Origin of the sequence: Nocardia sp. NPDC058176, assembly GCF_042883805.1 — a bacterium.
GTDB lineage: Bacteria > Actinomycetota > Actinomycetes > Mycobacteriales > Mycobacteriaceae > Nocardia.
The window spans coordinates 385,847-401,075 of record NZ_JBHVVA010000003.1 but is presented as its reverse complement, the minus strand read 5'-3'; the positions used below and the strand labels follow the sequence as shown (position 1 = coordinate 401,075).

The 15,229-nt window shown below is 69.9% G+C and carries 15 protein-coding genes; 7 read left to right on the top strand and 8 right to left on the bottom strand.

Translation table 11 applies throughout. The features are described 5' to 3' along the window. Positions 1 to 30: 30 nt before the first annotated feature. From nrdI to ACFVVM_RS19930, 3 genes are all read right to left on the bottom strand, one after another. Positions 31 to 501 (bottom strand): class Ib ribonucleoside-diphosphate reductase assembly flavoprotein NrdI, encoded by a 471-nt coding sequence (nrdI, locus tag ACFVVM_RS19940; protein WP_387620161.1) that lies wholly within the window; start codon positions 499 to 501, stop codon positions 31 to 33. Between the two features lie 22 nt (positions 502 to 523). Next, a complete protein-coding gene (locus tag ACFVVM_RS19935; RefSeq protein WP_071929527.1) occupies positions 524 to 757 on the bottom strand; it encodes a redoxin NrdH in 234 nt (77 codons plus the stop codon). Positions 758 to 1,150: 393 nt separating this feature from the next. Continuing rightward, positions 1,151 to 1,717, bottom strand: coding sequence for an NAD(P)H-dependent oxidoreductase (locus tag ACFVVM_RS19930; RefSeq protein WP_387620158.1), 567 nt, complete (start codon positions 1,715 to 1,717; stop codon positions 1,151 to 1,153). Between the two features lie 88 nt (positions 1,718 to 1,805). Here ACFVVM_RS19930 and ACFVVM_RS19925 point away from each other — a divergent pair, with 88 nt between their 5' ends. The 4 genes from ACFVVM_RS19925 to ACFVVM_RS19910 are packed head-to-tail and all read left to right on the top strand — an operon-like array spanning position 1,806 to position 4,394. Continuing rightward, the gene (locus ACFVVM_RS19925) at positions 1,806 to 2,465 is read left to right on the top strand and encodes a TetR/AcrR family transcriptional regulator (protein ID WP_387620155.1); all 660 of its coding nucleotides are present in this window, start codon (positions 1,806 to 1,808) and stop codon (positions 2,463 to 2,465) included. Between the two features lie 6 nt (positions 2,466 to 2,471). Next, positions 2,472 to 3,296, top strand: a complete 825-nt coding sequence (nadE, locus tag ACFVVM_RS19920) for an ammonia-dependent NAD(+) synthetase (protein WP_387620153.1) — start codon at positions 2,472 to 2,474, stop codon at positions 3,294 to 3,296. A gap of 40 nt (positions 3,297 to 3,336) precedes the next feature. Next, positions 3,337 to 3,894 (top strand): TetR/AcrR family transcriptional regulator, encoded by a 558-nt coding sequence (locus tag ACFVVM_RS19915; RefSeq protein WP_387620151.1) that lies wholly within the window; start codon positions 3,337 to 3,339, stop codon positions 3,892 to 3,894. Continuing rightward, the gene (locus ACFVVM_RS19910; RefSeq protein ID WP_387620148.1) at positions 3,891 to 4,394 is read left to right on the top strand and encodes a hypothetical protein; all 504 of its coding nucleotides are present in this window, start codon (positions 3,891 to 3,893) and stop codon (positions 4,392 to 4,394) included. The genes ACFVVM_RS19915 and ACFVVM_RS19910 overlap by 4 nt, the downstream gene beginning before the upstream one ends. Here the strand turns inward: ACFVVM_RS19910 and ACFVVM_RS19905 are convergent. From ACFVVM_RS19905 to moaA, 3 genes are read right to left on the bottom strand one after another with little or no spacing between them, the layout of a single operon-like run. Further along, positions 4,391 to 4,753 carry an iron chaperone gene (locus ACFVVM_RS19905; protein WP_387620146.1) on the bottom strand — a complete coding sequence of 121 codons (363 nt, stop codon included), beginning with the start codon at positions 4,751 to 4,753 and terminating at the stop codon, positions 4,391 to 4,393. The two genes, ACFVVM_RS19910 and ACFVVM_RS19905, sit on opposite strands and share 4 nt — an antisense overlap. A gap of 2 nt (positions 4,754 to 4,755) precedes the next feature. Continuing rightward, positions 4,756 to 4,998, bottom strand: a complete 243-nt coding sequence (locus ACFVVM_RS19900; protein ID WP_387620143.1) for a MoaD/ThiS family protein — start codon at positions 4,996 to 4,998, stop codon at positions 4,756 to 4,758. After that, entirely contained in the window at positions 4,991 to 6,049 is a 1,059-nt protein-coding gene (gene moaA, locus ACFVVM_RS19895) for a GTP 3',8-cyclase MoaA (protein WP_387620140.1), read from the bottom strand. Before moaA ends, ACFVVM_RS19900 begins: the two co-directional genes overlap by 8 nt. A 143-nt stretch (positions 6,050 to 6,192) precedes the next feature. Here moaA and glp point away from each other — a divergent pair, with 143 nt between their 5' ends. The 3 genes from glp to ACFVVM_RS19880 are packed head-to-tail and all read left to right on the top strand — an operon-like array spanning position 6,193 to position 9,033. Continuing rightward, positions 6,193 to 7,398 carry a gephyrin-like molybdotransferase Glp gene (gene glp, locus ACFVVM_RS19890; protein WP_387620137.1) on the top strand — a complete coding sequence of 402 codons (1,206 nt, stop codon included), beginning with the start codon at positions 6,193 to 6,195 and terminating at the stop codon, positions 7,396 to 7,398. Next, positions 7,395 to 8,609, top strand: a complete 1,215-nt coding sequence (moaCB, locus tag ACFVVM_RS19885) for a bifunctional molybdenum cofactor biosynthesis protein MoaC/MoaB (protein WP_387620134.1) — start codon at positions 7,395 to 7,397, stop codon at positions 8,607 to 8,609. Before glp ends, moaCB begins: the two co-directional genes overlap by 4 nt. Then, on the top strand, positions 8,602 to 9,033 hold the full coding sequence (locus ACFVVM_RS19880; protein ID WP_387620131.1) for a molybdenum cofactor biosynthesis protein MoaE: 432 nt from the start codon (positions 8,602 to 8,604) through the stop codon (positions 9,031 to 9,033). Before moaCB ends, ACFVVM_RS19880 begins: the two co-directional genes overlap by 8 nt. Before the next feature lie 94 nt (positions 9,034 to 9,127). Here ACFVVM_RS19880 and ACFVVM_RS19875 read toward each other — a convergent pair whose 3' ends face one another. Both ACFVVM_RS19875 and ACFVVM_RS19870 read right to left on the bottom strand, forming a co-directional pair. After that, entirely contained in the window at positions 9,128 to 10,171 is a 1,044-nt protein-coding gene (locus ACFVVM_RS19875; RefSeq protein WP_387620128.1) for a CobW family GTP-binding protein, read from the bottom strand. 133 nt (positions 10,172 to 10,304) lie between these two features. Next, a complete protein-coding gene (locus ACFVVM_RS19870) occupies positions 10,305 to 15,161 on the bottom strand; it encodes an N-acetylmuramoyl-L-alanine amidase (protein WP_387620125.1) in 4,857 nt (1,618 codons plus the stop codon). Positions 15,162 to 15,229: the final 68 nt, after the last annotated feature.

Genomic DNA, 15,229 nt, shown 5'->3' with positions numbered 1-15,229 from the left:
CGCCCGCATCGGCACGCGTGGCGGCCTGCTCTAGACGGGCTGACTTGCCTGCCGGTGCTGTGGTTGCTGTTGCCAAAACAATCCCAATCCCTCTCGGACGCGCGCGACGTCCTCAGCGGTTCCCATGAGTTCGAAGCGATACAGATACGGCACCCCGCTCTTGCGCGAGATGATGTCGCCTGCGGCGCAATAGGTATCGCCGAAGTTCGTGTTTCCGGCCGCGATCACCCCGCGCAGCAGGGCGCGGTTGTGCGGGTCGTTGAGGAACTTGGCGACCTGCCGCGGTACGAGGTCCCGGTCGGGACGTTGTCCGCCCATGACGTGCCGACCACCCCCGTAGGTGGGGGTGATCAGCACGTAGGGTTCGTCGACGCGCAGCGATTCAGCGGTGTGCAGTGGTAGCCGAGTGGCCGGGAGACCCAGCTTCTCGACGAAACGATGAGTGTTCTCCGAAGCGCTGGAGAAGTAGACCAGCCCGCCCGGAGTGTTCCGCTCGGGCATGGCGCCTCCTTCCGGCGAAGTCCTAAGCGGCCGCGACGGCGAGCGACTTGATGCGATCGGGACGGAAGCCCGACCAGTGATCCTCACCCGCGACGACGACCGGAGCCTGCAGGTAGCCGAGCGCCATGACGTAATCGCGCGCCTCGGCGTTCTCGGAGATGTCGATGATCTCGTAGTCCACCCCGACCTTGTCGAGCGCCTTGTAGGTGGCATTGCACTGGACGCAAGCGGGCTTGGTGTACACGGTGATGGTCATCTAGGTTCTCCCTCTCCTATGCCTGATCCACAGCCTGTGATCCGTATGCAAGTGCACGAACGGTGATGCTGCGCAAACTCCTGGATCTGGCGAAGAAAGCCCTGCTCGTAACCCCTTCCCTTGGGCCCGATCAGTGGTGGCTTCACACCGTGTTCCAGTACCGAAGACACTACACCTAGTGTCCGACAGATGTGAACAACACAAGGTGTTGCGAGTCGCACAGATGTAATTCCGACGTCGTAAGTCCCAGGACACCCGATCGGCGAGCAGGCGAAACAGTGTCCCAGATCACGATTTCGCATCCCGGCGAGTCTTCAGCAAACCCGCCGGACACGCGAAAAGGGGCGTCGCATCCGGTGTGGATGCGACGCCCCTCAGGAGCTGATGGACAGCTTACGCGTTCACCTGCGCGGTGGCGGCGGTGACCAGCTGGTGCACGACCGCGCCGAGCTGGGTCAGCGCCTCGGCGTCCTGGCTGGGGTGGGTCTGCCCGAAGCGCTCGCCGATGGTGGCGAACTGCGCGGTGGCCGACTCGACGACGACACCACCGGCGACGCCGACCGCCTTGACGGTGTCACCGTGCGCCCACGCGGCCGCGTTGGGGCTGATCGACGCGCTCACCACGGCGACCGGCTTGCCCTTGATGGCACCGGCGCCGTAGGGACGCGAGGCCCAGTCGATGGCGTTCTTGAGGACGGCGGGCAGGGTGCCGTTGTACTCGGGGGTGAGCAGCAGGACCGCGTCGACGCCGTCGACGGCCGTGCGCAGCGCCTCGACCTGCGCGGGCACCGAACCGGGCACGTCGAGGTCCTCGTTGTAGAACGGGATTTCCGCCAGACCCTCGTAGATGCTGATGTCGACGCCTTCGGGCGCGGTCTGTACCGCTGCCTCGGCCAGCTGCCGATTGATCGAGCCCGCGCGCAGGCTTCCGACGAGAGTGAGGATGCGGGTCTCGCTCATGACAACTCCTGGTGTACTCAGTGGACTGTTGCAAAGTTTCATCCGACAATAACCGGACCCCGGTCCGATTACTTCCCGCGGAGGACGTGTGAGCAGCGTGAGCTCCACCACACCCAGGTCCGACGAACCGCCCCTGCTGCGGATCGGACCACCGACGCCCGGCAGCGCCGAACCCGTCGAGCGCGCCGATGCCGCGCGCAATCGCGCGCTGCTGCTCGACGCGGCCCAGCAGCTGGTGCGCGAACACGGCGTCGCCGGGCTGACGATGGACGCGCTCGCCAAGCGCGCGGGCGTGGGCAAGGGCACCGTCTTCCGCCGGTTCGGCAACCGCACCGGGCTGATGCTGGCCCTGCTCGACCACTCCGAGCAGAAGTTCCAGGCGGCCTTCATGTTCGGGCCCGGCCCGATGGGGCCCGACGCGAGCCCGGTGGAGCGGCTCATCGCCTTCGGCCGGACCCGGCTGCTCGACATCGAGGTCGAGGGGGACTTACACCAGGCCGCCGAGGAGAACGGCGGCCGATTCGGTGGGGCACCCTATCTGCTGCACAAGGCGCACATCGTGCTGCTGTTGCGGGCGGCCGGGGTGGCCGGCGAGCTGCCGCTGATCGCCGACACCATGCTCTCGACGCTCTCGGCGGCCCTGATCACCTACCAGCTCGAGGTCGACGGCTACACCCGCGCGCAGATCGGCGACAACTGGGAATGGCTCGTTCGGCGGGCCGTTTCGACTGCCGCGCAAGTAGAGTGAGACGGCATGGGGACACTGCGTGAACAGATCATTACCGAATTGGGCGTGCTGCCCGAGATAGCGCCGAAGCAGGAGGTCCGCCGCCGCGTCGACTTCCTCAAGGACTACCTCGCCACCACACCGGCCAAGGGCTTCGCGCTCGGGATCAGCGGTGGCCAGGACAGCGCGCTGGCCGGTCGGCTGTGCCAGCTCGCCGTCGAGGAATTGCGCGCCGAGGGTGTCGAGGCGACCTTCCTCGCGGTGCGCCTGCCCTACGGCATGCAGGCCGACGAGCACGACGCGCAGATCGCGCTGAACTTCGTCGACCCCGATCGCGCGGTCGTGGTGAACATCCGGCCCGGCGCCGACGCGGTGGCCGCCGAGGTCGCCGGCGCGCTCGATCACGAGCGGTTGCGCGATTTCGTGCGTGGCAACATCAAGGCGCGCGAGCGGATGGTCGCCCAGTACGCGCTGGCCGGGCAGGAGAGCCTGCTGGTGGTCGGCACCGATCACGCCGCCGAGGCGGTGACCGGCTTCTTCACCAAGTTCGGCGACGGCGGGGTCGACCTCACTCCCCTCACCGGTCTCACCAAGCGGCAGGGTGCCGCACTGCTGCAGGAGCTGGGCGCGCCGTCGAGCATCTGGTCCAAGGTCCCCACCGCCGACCTCGAAGACGATCGCCCCGCCCTGGCCGACGAAGACGCACTGGGCCTGCGCTACTCCGAGATCGACGATTATCTCGAGGGCAAGGACGTCACCGAGGAGGTCGCGTCGCGGATCGAGACGATCTTCACCAACACCCGCCACAAGCGCACCGTGCCCGTCACTCCCCTCGACACCTGGTGGCGCTGAACTCTTGCATTATGACTGACTGGTCAGTCATGCTTGTGGGGTGAGCCCCAAGAGAGTGGACAAGGCGGCGCGCCGCCAGGAGATCCTCACCGCGGCCGTCCGCGTGTTCGCACGCAAAGGTTTCGCGGCCGCGCGCATCGATGACGTCGCCGCCGAGGCCGGTATCGCCAAGGGCAGCGTCTACCTGTACTTCGACAGCCGCGACGCCCTGCTCGAGGCGGCCTTCGACGCGCACGCCGCCCGGGTGGCCGACACCCTCGCCGCGGCCGACGACACCGCCGAACCGCTGAACCGGGTCGCCACACTGATCCGCGCCACCGTGACCATGCTCGCCGAGGACGCCGACTTGGCCCGGATCCAGCTGGATCTGTGGTCGACCCCCCTCGACATCGCGGGCGTCTACCGCGACTACCGCGCGCGCATCGCCGCCCTGCTCCGCGAGGCGGAGTTGCGGCCCGGCCTCGACCCGGAACGCACGGCCACCGTGATCATCGGCGCGATCGAGGGATGCCTGGTGCAGTGGCTGCTGGATCCGGAGATCTCGCTGCTCGAGCTCGCGGACCCGATCGTCGAGGTCTGTGTGGCGGGTCTGCGATGAGCACGATCGACGACGTCCTGATCGCGCCGGGCGCGACCGTGTCGGACCGGGTGCTCTGCTACGGCACCGCGATCGCGGGCGCGGTTCTGGCCATCGCACTCGCGGTCGACGAAGGGTGGCCGTGGTGGACGCTGGCCATCGTCACGGTGATCGCCTTCGACCTGTTCGGCGGTGCCGTCGTCAACGCGACCGCGGCGGCGACCCGCAAGTTCCACGGCCCGAACCGGACCGACCGGCACCATCTCGCCTTCGTGGCGTTCCACGTCCAGCCGTTCGTCCTGGCCCTGGTCGTCCCCGGTTTCAGCTGGGCCACAGCGCTCGGGATCTATGGCCTCGCGCTGGCCGGTGCCGTGCTCGTGCTGCGGATGGGGCGCCCGGCGGCGTTCGCGATCACCGTGCTCGGTCTCACGCTGCTGCCCGCCCCGGATGCGGTGCTGTGGTTCACGCCGGTGCTGCTGATCAAGCTGCTGCTGTCCTACCTCGAGCCGACGACCCGCTAGCAGATCACGGCGCCTTCACCGGAAGCGGTGGCGCGCAACAGGTCTCGGACGAGGTCGAAGTCCACGTCCTTGCGGAAGCGCAGGCAGCCCTTGCCCATGTCGTGGCTCGCCAGGCGGTCGGCGAAGGCGTCGCGGACATCGGAGCGGAGTAGATAGAAGGAGATGTACTGCTTCTGACTGGCGAAGCCGATCTCGCCGACGCCGTCGCGTTCGTAGACGGGCATGCCGTAGGCCATGGCCTCCGTGAAGCCGGTGAGCTCGCGCAGGCACAGTTCACGCAACCGAGTCAGTGCCTCGCGACGATCCGCGGGGAGTTCGGCGAGGTAGGTCGCGACATCGGCGGCTTTGCTCTGTACCACTGTCAGCCGCCCGCGAACGGGGGCAGCACGTCGACACGCTCGCGGAGCATGGCCGACGGGTCGCGGGTGAGTTCGTCACCGATGAGGAAGGCGCACACGCCGACCAGGCCGTCGACCTCCGAGCCGTAGGTGGCGGCCAGGGTGGCGCGCAGGTCGGCGACGGTGGCGCCGTCGGGTAGTTCGAGTGATTCGGTGTTCTTGCCGACCGCGTCGGCGATGGCGGCGAAATAGCGGACCTCAACCACCGATGGCTCCCATCGTGCGTTCCGGGGGGACGAAACCGGCGGCATCGATACCGTGCCCGGCCCATTTCTGCCACATCGCGCCGCGCCACAGCTCGGCTACCTCGGCGTCGTCGGCGCCTGCCCGCAGCACGGTGCGCACGTCGAATTCCTGGTCGCTGAACAGGCACGAGCGCAGCATGCCGTCGGCGGTGAGCCGGGTGCGGTCGCAGCTGTCGCAGAACTTGCGGGTGACCGTCGCGATGATGCCGACGGTGGCGGGGCCGCCGTCGACCAGCCATTTCTCGGCGGGTGCCGAGGGGTCGACGCGACCGGTGGGGGTGAGGGTGAAGCGTGCGCCGAGCACGTCCAGGAGGTCGGCGGCGGTCACCATGTGGTCGCGCGCCCACTCGTGGTCGGCGTCGAGCGGCATCTCCTCGATGAAGCGCAGTTCACAGCCCTCGGCCAGGCACCAGGCGAGCAGATCCGGGGCACCGGCCAGGTTCTGCCGCATGAGCACCGCGTTCACCTTCACCGGGGTGAGCCCGGCATCGCGGGCGGCGCGGATGCCGTTGAGCACCGATTCGAGGCGGTCGCGGCGGGTGAGGCGGGTGAAATCGACCCGGTCGACGGTGTCGAGGGAGACATTCACCCTGGACAGGCCCGCCTTGGCCAGCGCGGCGGCGCGGTGTTCGAGGCCGACGCCGTTGGTCGTCATCGCCAGCGGTGTGCCCGGCACCGCCGCGTGACAGCCTGCGACGATCTGTTCCAGTTCCCGGCGCATCAGCGGCTCACCGCCGGTGAATCGCACCTCACGCACCCCGAGTTCGGTGACGGCCAGCGAGACCAGCCGCACGATCTCGTCGGTGGTGAGCAGTTCCTCGCGCGGGATCGGCGGCAGACCCTCCTCGGGCATGCAGTAGGTGCAGCGCAGCGAGCACTTCTCGGTGATGGAAACGCGCAGGTCGCGCGCGATCCGGCCGAACCGGTCGACGAGGAGCGGCGTCTCGGGCCTGCCGTCGAGGGACGGCGGCTCCGATCGCACAGCGGGAATCCCCATATCGACCAGCGTCATTTCTCCAGTATGACCTGTCGGACCCCGTCGGATCCGTGCGGCGGGCCGAATGGTCACGAACTCGTCGGGCTCACCGCGAGCAACCGCCCGCGGTGAGCGACGCGGTCCGAACCCGCCGGTCCGACGGCGATTAGGCTGACAGCATGACTCCCCGGCCCGCCACCGCGTCGGCGCGCAGCGTCGACGAGTACCGCGACACCGTCGCCGCGCTGCTGGCCCACCTGTCCGAGCGCCCCGACGAGCAGGCGCCGGTTCCGGCCGCGCTCGGCCGGGTCCTCGCCGCCGACGTGGTCTCGCCCATCGATCTGCCGGTGTTCCGGAACTCGGCGATGGACGGGTATGCCGTGCGGGCCGCCGATGTGGCGGTGACCCCGGCCGCGCTGCCGGTGGTCGGTGTGATCGCGGCAGGCAAGGCGGGGACGGCGGCGCTGCCCGCCGGGTCGGCGATGAAGGTGATGACCGGCGCGCCGATTCCGCCCGGCGCCGACTGCGTGATCCCGGTCGAGGACGTGCAGGTCGGCGCGGATCGGATCGTCGTCGAGCGGGGTCGCGGGCGGGGCGAGTTCGTGCGCGAGGCGGGCACCGACGTGCGCACCGGTGAGCTGGTCGCCCGGGCGGGCACCCTGCTCGCGCCCCGGCACATCGCGGCGCTGGCCGCCGTCGGACTGTCGACGGTGCCGGTGCTGACCCGGCTGCGGGCGGTGTGCATCACCACCGGCGACGAACTGCGACCCGCGGGCAGCGAGCTGGCGCCGGGGCAGATCTACAACTCGAACGGGATCGCGCTGGCCGCGGCGTTGCGGGCCGATGGTGTCGAGGTGGTCGAGGTGGCGCACAGCACCGACGATCCGGCGCGGTTCACCACCGTGCTGCGGGCCGCGGTGGCCGGCGCCGATGTGGTCTTCACCTCGGGTGGGGTGTCCAAGGGTGACTTCGAGGTCGTCAAGGATGTGCTCGCACCACTCGGCGGGACTTTCGGGTCGGTCGCGGTGCAGCCGGGTGGACCGCAGGGATACACGGTGGTCGACGGCGTTCCGGTGCTGAGTTTCCCCGGGAATCCGGTGAGCACGATGGTGTCCTATGCCGTGTTCGCCCGGGCCGCGGTGCGCGCGCTGGGCGGACTGTCCGCGCCGGAGACCCGCGAGGTGACGCTGCTGACCCCGGTGCGCTCCCCCGCCGGACGACGTCAATATCTGCGCGGTCTGCTGACCGAGGAGGGAGTGGAAGTGATCTCGGGACCCGGTTCGCATCTCATCGCGGGGATGGCCTGGGCCGATGCGCTCGTGGACGTACCCGCCGAGGTCACCGCGCTGCCCGCCGGTTCCCCTGTGCGAATCTTGTTCTTATGAGCGAGTTGTCGCACGTCGACCGCGAGGGTCGTGCACGAATGGTCGATGTGAGTGCCAAGGCAGATACGACTCGGATCGCTGTGGCCGCAGGGGAATTGGTTACCACGCCTGAGGTGATCGCGCTGGTGCGCGCCGACGGGATGCCCAAGGCGGATGTGCTGTCGACAGCGCGGCTGGCCGGAATCGCCGGGGCCAAGCGGACTTCGGAGCTGATTCCGCTGTGTCATCAGCTGGCGTTGTCGTCGGTGAAGGTCGAGTTCGGGTTCACCGATACCTCGATCACCATCCAGGCCTCGGCCAAGACCACCGGGCCGACCGGGGTCGAGATGGAGGCGCTCACCGCGGTCGCCGTGGCGGGGCTCACGCTGCACGACATGGTGAAGGCGGTCGATCCGGCGGCGGTGCTGAACGGGGTGCGGTTGCTCACCAAAGAGGGTGGGAAGCATGGGCATTGGGTGCGGCCGGAAAGCCGGGACGTCGTCGGCGCCACCGTGGCGCGCGACGAGGCGGGGACGAGCCCGAGCGGCGCGGAGGCACTGAGTCGACTGGCGCAGGTGGACGCGGGCGTCGTGCGACACGCGACCACATCGACGGCCGCAGCTGCCGGAACCAGCCACCCGAACAGCGCATCGACGGCCGAGCGGCCGGACGGTCCGTCGACAACCGGGTCGGCGGTCGAATCGGCGCCATCCGCAGCGACGTCCACGCCGGTGCCGGACGCCGCACAGGTGGACGGGTCACGGACCGCCGTGGTGGTCGTCGCCTCGACCGGCGCCGCCGCCGGGACGCGCACCGACACCACCGGGCCGGTGCTCGCCGAATGGCTTACCGCGCAGGGTTTCTCGGTGCGCGGCCCGCTCGTCTACGCCGATGCCGACATCGCGGCCGGGTTGAGCGATGCGCTCGACGGCGAGCCCTCCTTCATCGTCACCACCGGTGGCACCGGCGCCTCTCCCACCGACGCCACCCCCGAGGCGACCCGCGCGGTGCTCGATCGGGAACTGCCCGGCGTCGCCGACGCGATCCGCCAGCGCGGCACCGCGAAATTCCCGTTGGCCGCGCTCAGCCGTGGTGTCGCGGGGCTGGTCGGCGGTACCGTGGTGGTCAACCTGCCCGGTTCGCCGGGCGGGGTGAAGGACGGGATCGCGGTCCTGGAACCACTGTTGGATCATCTGCTCGCGCAAGTAGCCGGAGGTGGCGCCCATGAATGAGGACGGGGCGGTCCGGCTGACGGCGATCCTCGAGCACGATCTCGACCCCATCGCGGTCGAAAAGGCGGTCGACGGGCCGGAATTCGGCGCGGTCGTGGTGTTCACCGGCAAGGTGCGCAACCACGATGGCGGGCAAGCGGTTTCGGCACTGGAGTACTCGGCCCACCCGCAGGCCGAGCGTTTCCTGCGCCAGGTGTGCGCCGAAGTGTCCGCCGCCAGCGGACTTCCCGTCGCCGCGACGCACCGGATCGGCTCGCTGACCATCGGCGACCTCGCGGTAGTCGTCGCGGTGGCCGCCCCCCACCGGGGCGAGGCGTTCACCGTGTGCGCCGAACTCGTGGAGCGCATCAAACACGAGGTCCCCATCTGGAAGCGCCAGCTCTTCGCCGACGGGCTCTCCGAATGGGTCAACGCCTGCGGCTAGCTGCCACTGGACAAGTGATCACCAGGCACTGGTGCAGGCATCGACCGAGTGGGTCACGCCACCACAGCCTGGTGATCGCCTGTCCAGATCTGGGTCATTCGACGGTTGGGGTGTAGCGCCAGATTCCGAGCATGGACTGTTCGTCCAGGGGTGAGTCGCCGTCGAACACGGTGTCGTCCAGTCGTTTCCGTGCGGCGTCCGCGTCCAGGCCCGATCCGATCAGGACCAGGTTCGTGATCCGCTGTTCGCCGCGCGCCCAGGTGCCAGGGGTGAACACCACGTGCCTGCCGACCAGGTGCACCTCGAACTTGCGACGTTCTCCCGGGACCGCGAACGCCACGCAGCCCTTGGCGCGGAACAGGCCGGGCGGCGGGTCTTCCAGGAACGTGACCAGGGCGCGCGGGTCGAGGGGGCGCTCACTGGTGAACGAGACCGAGACGTACTCGTCGTGCAGGTGGCGATGGTCGGGGTCGTCGTGATCGTGGTCGTGCTCGTCGAGCAGGGAGTCGAAACTCAGCTGCTGGGCGACCTTCGGTTCCTCGGGCACGTGATCGTCGAACAGCAGGCCGGGATCGACGCGGCCGTGCGTCGTCGCGTACACCGGCACCTGGCCGACCCAGCCTGCCACCTGCTCGCGCAGCGCCGCGAGCGCCTCGGGCGCGACCCGGTCCGCCTTGTTCACCAGCACCAGATCGGCCAGCCGCAGATGCGTCACCAACTCCGGGTGCCGCGCGCTCGTCGCACCGAACTGCTCGGCATCGACCACCTCGACCAACCCGCCGTACCCGATCCGCGGATTCGGATTGGCCACCACCATCCGGATCAGATTCCGCGGCTCGGCCAGCCCACTGGCCTCCACCACGATCACATCCACCGCACTGCGCGGCTGCGCCAACCGCCCGAACAGATCATCGAGCTCGGACACGTCCACCGCACAGCACACGCACCCGTTCCCCAACGACACCATCGCGTCGACCTGCCCCGCCACCAGCATCGCGTCGATGTTCACCGCCCCGAAATCGTTGACCACCACCCCGATCCGGGTCCCCCGATTGTTGCGCAACAGGTAATTGAGCAAGGTCGTCTTCCCGGACCCGAGAAACCCAGCAACGATCACGACAGGAATCACCGCACCCATGGTGCCAGCCGCCGCAGCGATGCCCCTGCCCACCCACCTGCGCGGTCCGTCTGGTGACCACATGCGAGCGGCGCCTCCGGTGGTACGCGGAGATCCGATGGATCCGGGTACCTCCGGAGACGCCGTCGCGTTGCTACTTCGTCGGGCCGAAGACCAGGCCGACGAGGGTGTAGGCGAGGTTGATCAGTTGGCTGGTGATCGCGGTGTTGTCCATGCCGAGTGCCCTGGCGAGCGGCATCAGCAGGTCGAGGACGGTGGTGATCGGGCCGCCGAGTGAGCTCAGGTCAGGGGCCAGTTCCTCCGGGGCGGGGTCGGTCTTCGGTGGGGTGCTGCGTTTTCTCGGGGTGGTGTTGGATGGCGCGGAGGGTGCGTCGGGTGCTGCGGTGCGGGCCGGGGCGACGGGCACCGGTGCTGGGGCGGGTGCGCCGAGGGGAGCGCGGACCGGGAGCACGTGGGGAGCGAATGTGAGTGCGGCGGCGGGCTGACCGTTGAGCGGACTCGACTGCTGAGGGTCGTCCGTGGGTTGGCCGTTGGGGGTACCGGACTGCTGGGGCTCGTCGGCGGGCTGGCCGTTGGGAGCATCGGACTGCTGAGGCTCGTCCGCGGGCTGACCGTTCGGAGCATCGGACTGCTGAGGCTCGTCTGCGAGCTGACCGTTCGGAGCATCGGACTGCTGAGGCTCGTCTGCGAGCTGACCGTTCGGAGCACCGGACTGCTGAGGCTCGTCCGCGAGCTGACCGTTCGGAGCACCGGACTGCTGAGGCTCATCGGCGGTCTGACCGTTGGGAGTGCGGGACTGCTGAGACTGGTCGGTGAGCTGCCCGTTCGGGACGTCGGCCTGCTGGGGGTCCTCGGAGGCCTGCCCATTCGGGGTACCAGGCTCTTCGGGGTCTCCGGACGGTGTGGATCCGTCACTCGAACCGCTTGGCAGCGCGGGTGATTGAGGTGTTGCCGCGGGGTCGGAGTTCGGTGCGGCTTCCGTCTTGCCGGGCGGGACTACGAGGGGAGCCCGGGTGTTCGTACCGCTCGGCGGGGGTGGCGGAGGGGGCGCGGCGGGGCCGAATGCCGGGCCCGCTTCGGCCGGATTCGGAGTGGGATCCACCGTGTCCGATTCCTCGGCGGACGAGGAATCGCCCCGCGGACCGCGCTTCGGTGCCGCCGCGGGCGACGGCTGCGATCCGCTCGAGGTGGTTTCCGAGCCCGGCCGGTCCGACTCATCGGCAGACGGGGACTCGGCGTTCGGGCCACGCGGTGGACGCGTCGGTCCCGCTGCGGGTGCCGGTTGCCCAGCGCCCGAGGTGGTTTTCGGGCCTGACTGGTCCGATTCCGCGGGGAGCGAGGACTCGCCGTTCGAGTTGTGCGGCGGGCGCGGACGCGTGGGCGCCGCGGCGGGGGCCGGTTCTGTAGCACCCGTGGTGGTTTCCGGCGTGGTCGCTGTCGGCGCGGTGCCGTGGGTGGGTGAAGGCTGCTCGTTCTTCGGGGCACTCGGCGCTGCTGCGGGGGCGGAAGACTCGGAAGTTGCGCCCGTCTGATCCGCACCTTCGGCGGGCGCCTGGTCGTTCCCAATGGTCGGCGGGCGTGGACGAGTGGGCACCGCGGCGGGGACGCGGCCCAACACCAAGGCCGTCGGAGTGGTCGAGGAGTCGGCTTCCGGATCAGGTTCGGACGGCTGGTTCGGGTCCGCGGGCGCAGGTTCGGTGGACGGAGCCTCGTCGCTCGAGCCGGTCGGCGGGGTCGATTCATCACCAGGCGCGGCCTGGTCACTCGACCCGCTCGAAGGCACGGCGATCGGACCGAATGCCGGCGTCGTGGCGGGCGTTTCGGGCTCGCCTTCCGGCTGATCGGGCACCGGGTTCGACTCGATGCTCGAACCGGTCGACGGGCTCCGATCCGCACCCGGCGGGATCCCGACGCTCGAGCCGGTCGAGGGTGCCGCGGCGGGCACGAGCGCCCGTGCGGCCGCAGCCGCCTCCGGAGCGGATTCCGGCGCATCGGATTCCGGAGTGGTCTGATCGCTCGGTCCGGTCGACGGTTGAGTCCCCTCACCCTCCGGAACCTCGCCACCGGAACCGGTCGACGGAGTCTCCCCCTCCGCCTGCGGTTCGTCCCCACTCGATCCAGTCGGCAATCCGGTCAGACCCGCACCGGAGAACCTCGCCACCAGCGAAGCCTGGGTCGCACCATTGGACTCAACCGCACTATCGGCTTCGACGGCACCATTGGACTCGGTCCCGGGACCGGACTCGACGGCACCATCGGGCTCGACCGCGGCACCGGACTCGGCCGGAGCCTGATCCGAATCGGCCGGAGCAGGGTCAGACGGCGTCGACTCATCGCTCGAACCGGTGACCGGGCTCGACTCGTCAGACTGCGGGGCCGCATCACTCGAGCCGGTCGGCAACCCGACCGGGCCGGCAGCGAGACGACCCACCACCAGCGAAGCCTCGGTCGCGGCGTCGGGCTCGACGGAGTCATTGGGCTCGACCGCGCCATTGGACTCCGGGGCGGACTCGGCCGGGGCCTGGTCCGGATCGGCGGGAGCGGGGTCGGAGGGTGTCGACTCGTCACTCGAACCGGTCGACGGGCTCGACTCGTCAGGCTGCGGGGTTGTATCGCTCGAACCGGTTGGCAGTTCTGCCAGATCTATGGCGGAGACCTCGGTTCGTGCCGCCGGGACCGTCGCCGCGTCAGTGTCGGGCTCAGTCGGCTCGGTCGGAGTGGGGTCGGTGGGTGCGGACTCGTTGCTCGAGCCCGTCGACGGGCTCGGGTCTTCGGACTCTGTGGCCTCTCCGCTCGAACCGGTCGGTAAGCCGGCCAGGCCAGCAGCGGGGAGAACCGCCAGCAGCGAAGCCTCGGTCGCGGCGTCGGGCTCGACGGAGCCGTTGGGGTCGACCGCGGCACCGGGGTCCGGCGCGGACTCGGCCGGCGCCTGATCCGGATCGGCCGGAGCGGGGTCGGACGGTGTCGACTCGTCACTCGAACCGGTCGACGGGCTCGACTCGTCAGCTTGCGGGGACGCATCGCTCGAACCGGTCGGCAGCCCGGCCAGGTCTATGGCGGAAGCCTCGGTCCGTGCCGCCGGGGCCGTCGCCGCATCGGCGTCGGACTCGGTCGGGGGCTCAGTCGGCTCGGCGGGAGCAGGATCGGCGGGTGCGGACTCGTCGCTCGAACCCGTCGACGGGCTCGGGTCGGACTCCGTGGCCTCTTCACTCGAACCACTCGGCAAGGCAGTCAGGACGGCAACAGGGAGGCCCGCTATCTGTGAAGCCTCGGTCGCGCCATCGGGATCGACTGCACCATCGGGCTCCGGCGCGGACTCGGCCGGAGCCTGATCCGGATCGGCCGGAGCAGGATCGGACGGCGTCGGCTCACCACTCGAACCAGTCGACGGCTCCGCACCCTCGACGTGCGGAGAATCATCGCTGGAACTGGTCGGCAAACCGGTCAGGATCGCGAGCCGGGAAATGGGCAGCTCACGCGAAGCCGCCATCGCGGACTCGAGCTCCGACTCGGGCTCGTCGGCGGGCTGGTTCGGGTCTGCCGGGGCAGGCTCGGTCGGCGCTGGAGCAAGGTCGGTCGGCGCCGACTCCTCGCTCGAACCGGTCGACGGTTCCGTTCCTTCGGCCTGCGGAGAATCATCGCTGGAACCGGTGGGGGCAGGGGCGGCGGCCGGGGCCGCGTCGGTCGGTTCCGGCTGGGCCGGTGCCTCGCTGGGGGCGGATGGGTCACTCGAGCCGGATGGGGCTGCGGTCAGGATGCGGCTCGACGCCAGTGCTGCCGGTGCCGTGGAGGTATCGGGTTCCGGTTCGGCCGGGGGCGGGCCGTCGGCGGGAGGTTCGTCCTGGTGGGTCGAGTTCTCCTCGGCCGGGGCCTGTTCGACCGGTGCCGCGTCGGCCGGGGACTGGTCGATCGGGCCCGGCTCGGCGGGAGCCTGGTCGATCGGGGCTTCGTCGCCCGGGGCCTGGTCAGTCGGTGCCGATTCGGTGGGAGCCTGGTCGGCCGGGGCCTCGTCGGCGGGGGCCGGATCAGCCGGAGCGGGAGCTTCCTCGGCCGGGGCCGCGGGAACGGAGTCGGCGGGCGCCTCGCCCGCTGGCGCCGAATTCTCTTCGCCCGGTGTGGATTCCGGCTCCGGGTGCGCGTCGTTCGGTGGCGCTTCGTCGGAGGACGGGTGGGGGGCGGAGGCGGGGATCGCGGCGGCGACGGGGGTGTTCAGCAGGTATCCGGCGACGCCGGTGACGATGGCGATGGCGTGTTCGAGCTGCCCTTCCCTGGATTCGAGCAGGGCCGCGTCCTCGGGGTTGGCGGCATTGCCCATCTCGACGAAGACCAGGGGCACCTGCGTCAGCGCGGGGCCTGCGATGTCGGCGCGGGTCTGCAGGCCGTCGCTGACGCCCGCGTAGGTGGCGGCGGGGAAACCGGCGGCCAGGTAGGCGTCGCGGACGGCGGTGGAGACGGTGCGGCCGGGGCCGGACTGCGCGCGGTCGGCCGCGGTGTCGGGGATGGGCAGCTGCGGGACGATCAGGTGGAATCCCCGCTGGTCGACGGGGGCGCTGTCGGCGTGGATGCTCACCGCGACCGCGGCGCCCGACTCGTTGGCCGCGCGGGCGCGATCGTCGACGCACCCGCCCCAGCCGGCGTCGTCGGCACGGCTCAGCACCACCTGGGCGCCGAGCGCCTGCAGCGACGCCTTGACCAGCTGGGCGACTTCCCAGTTGATGGTGTGCTCGGGGATGCCGTTGATCGAGGTGGTGCCGGTGGTCTGGCAGTCCTTGGTGCCGCCACGACCGTTGTCGACCTGGCGGGCGAGGTTCTCCGAATGCGCGGACCCCTGATGGCCGGGGTCGAGAAAGATTGTTCTGCCTGCGAGTTTGTCGCCGGTAGCCGGTTCCGGCGTCGCGTGGGCGGTCACGGGCGCGAGCCCGGACAGCGACACGACGACCGCGGCGGAGACAGTGGAGCAGAGACCGGCCTTGATGATGTTTGGCTGCATGTTCGGTCGGTGCCCCGGGACCGGAGCACCCCTCCCTTCCCATTGGTAACATCAAACCCAGTGGTTCA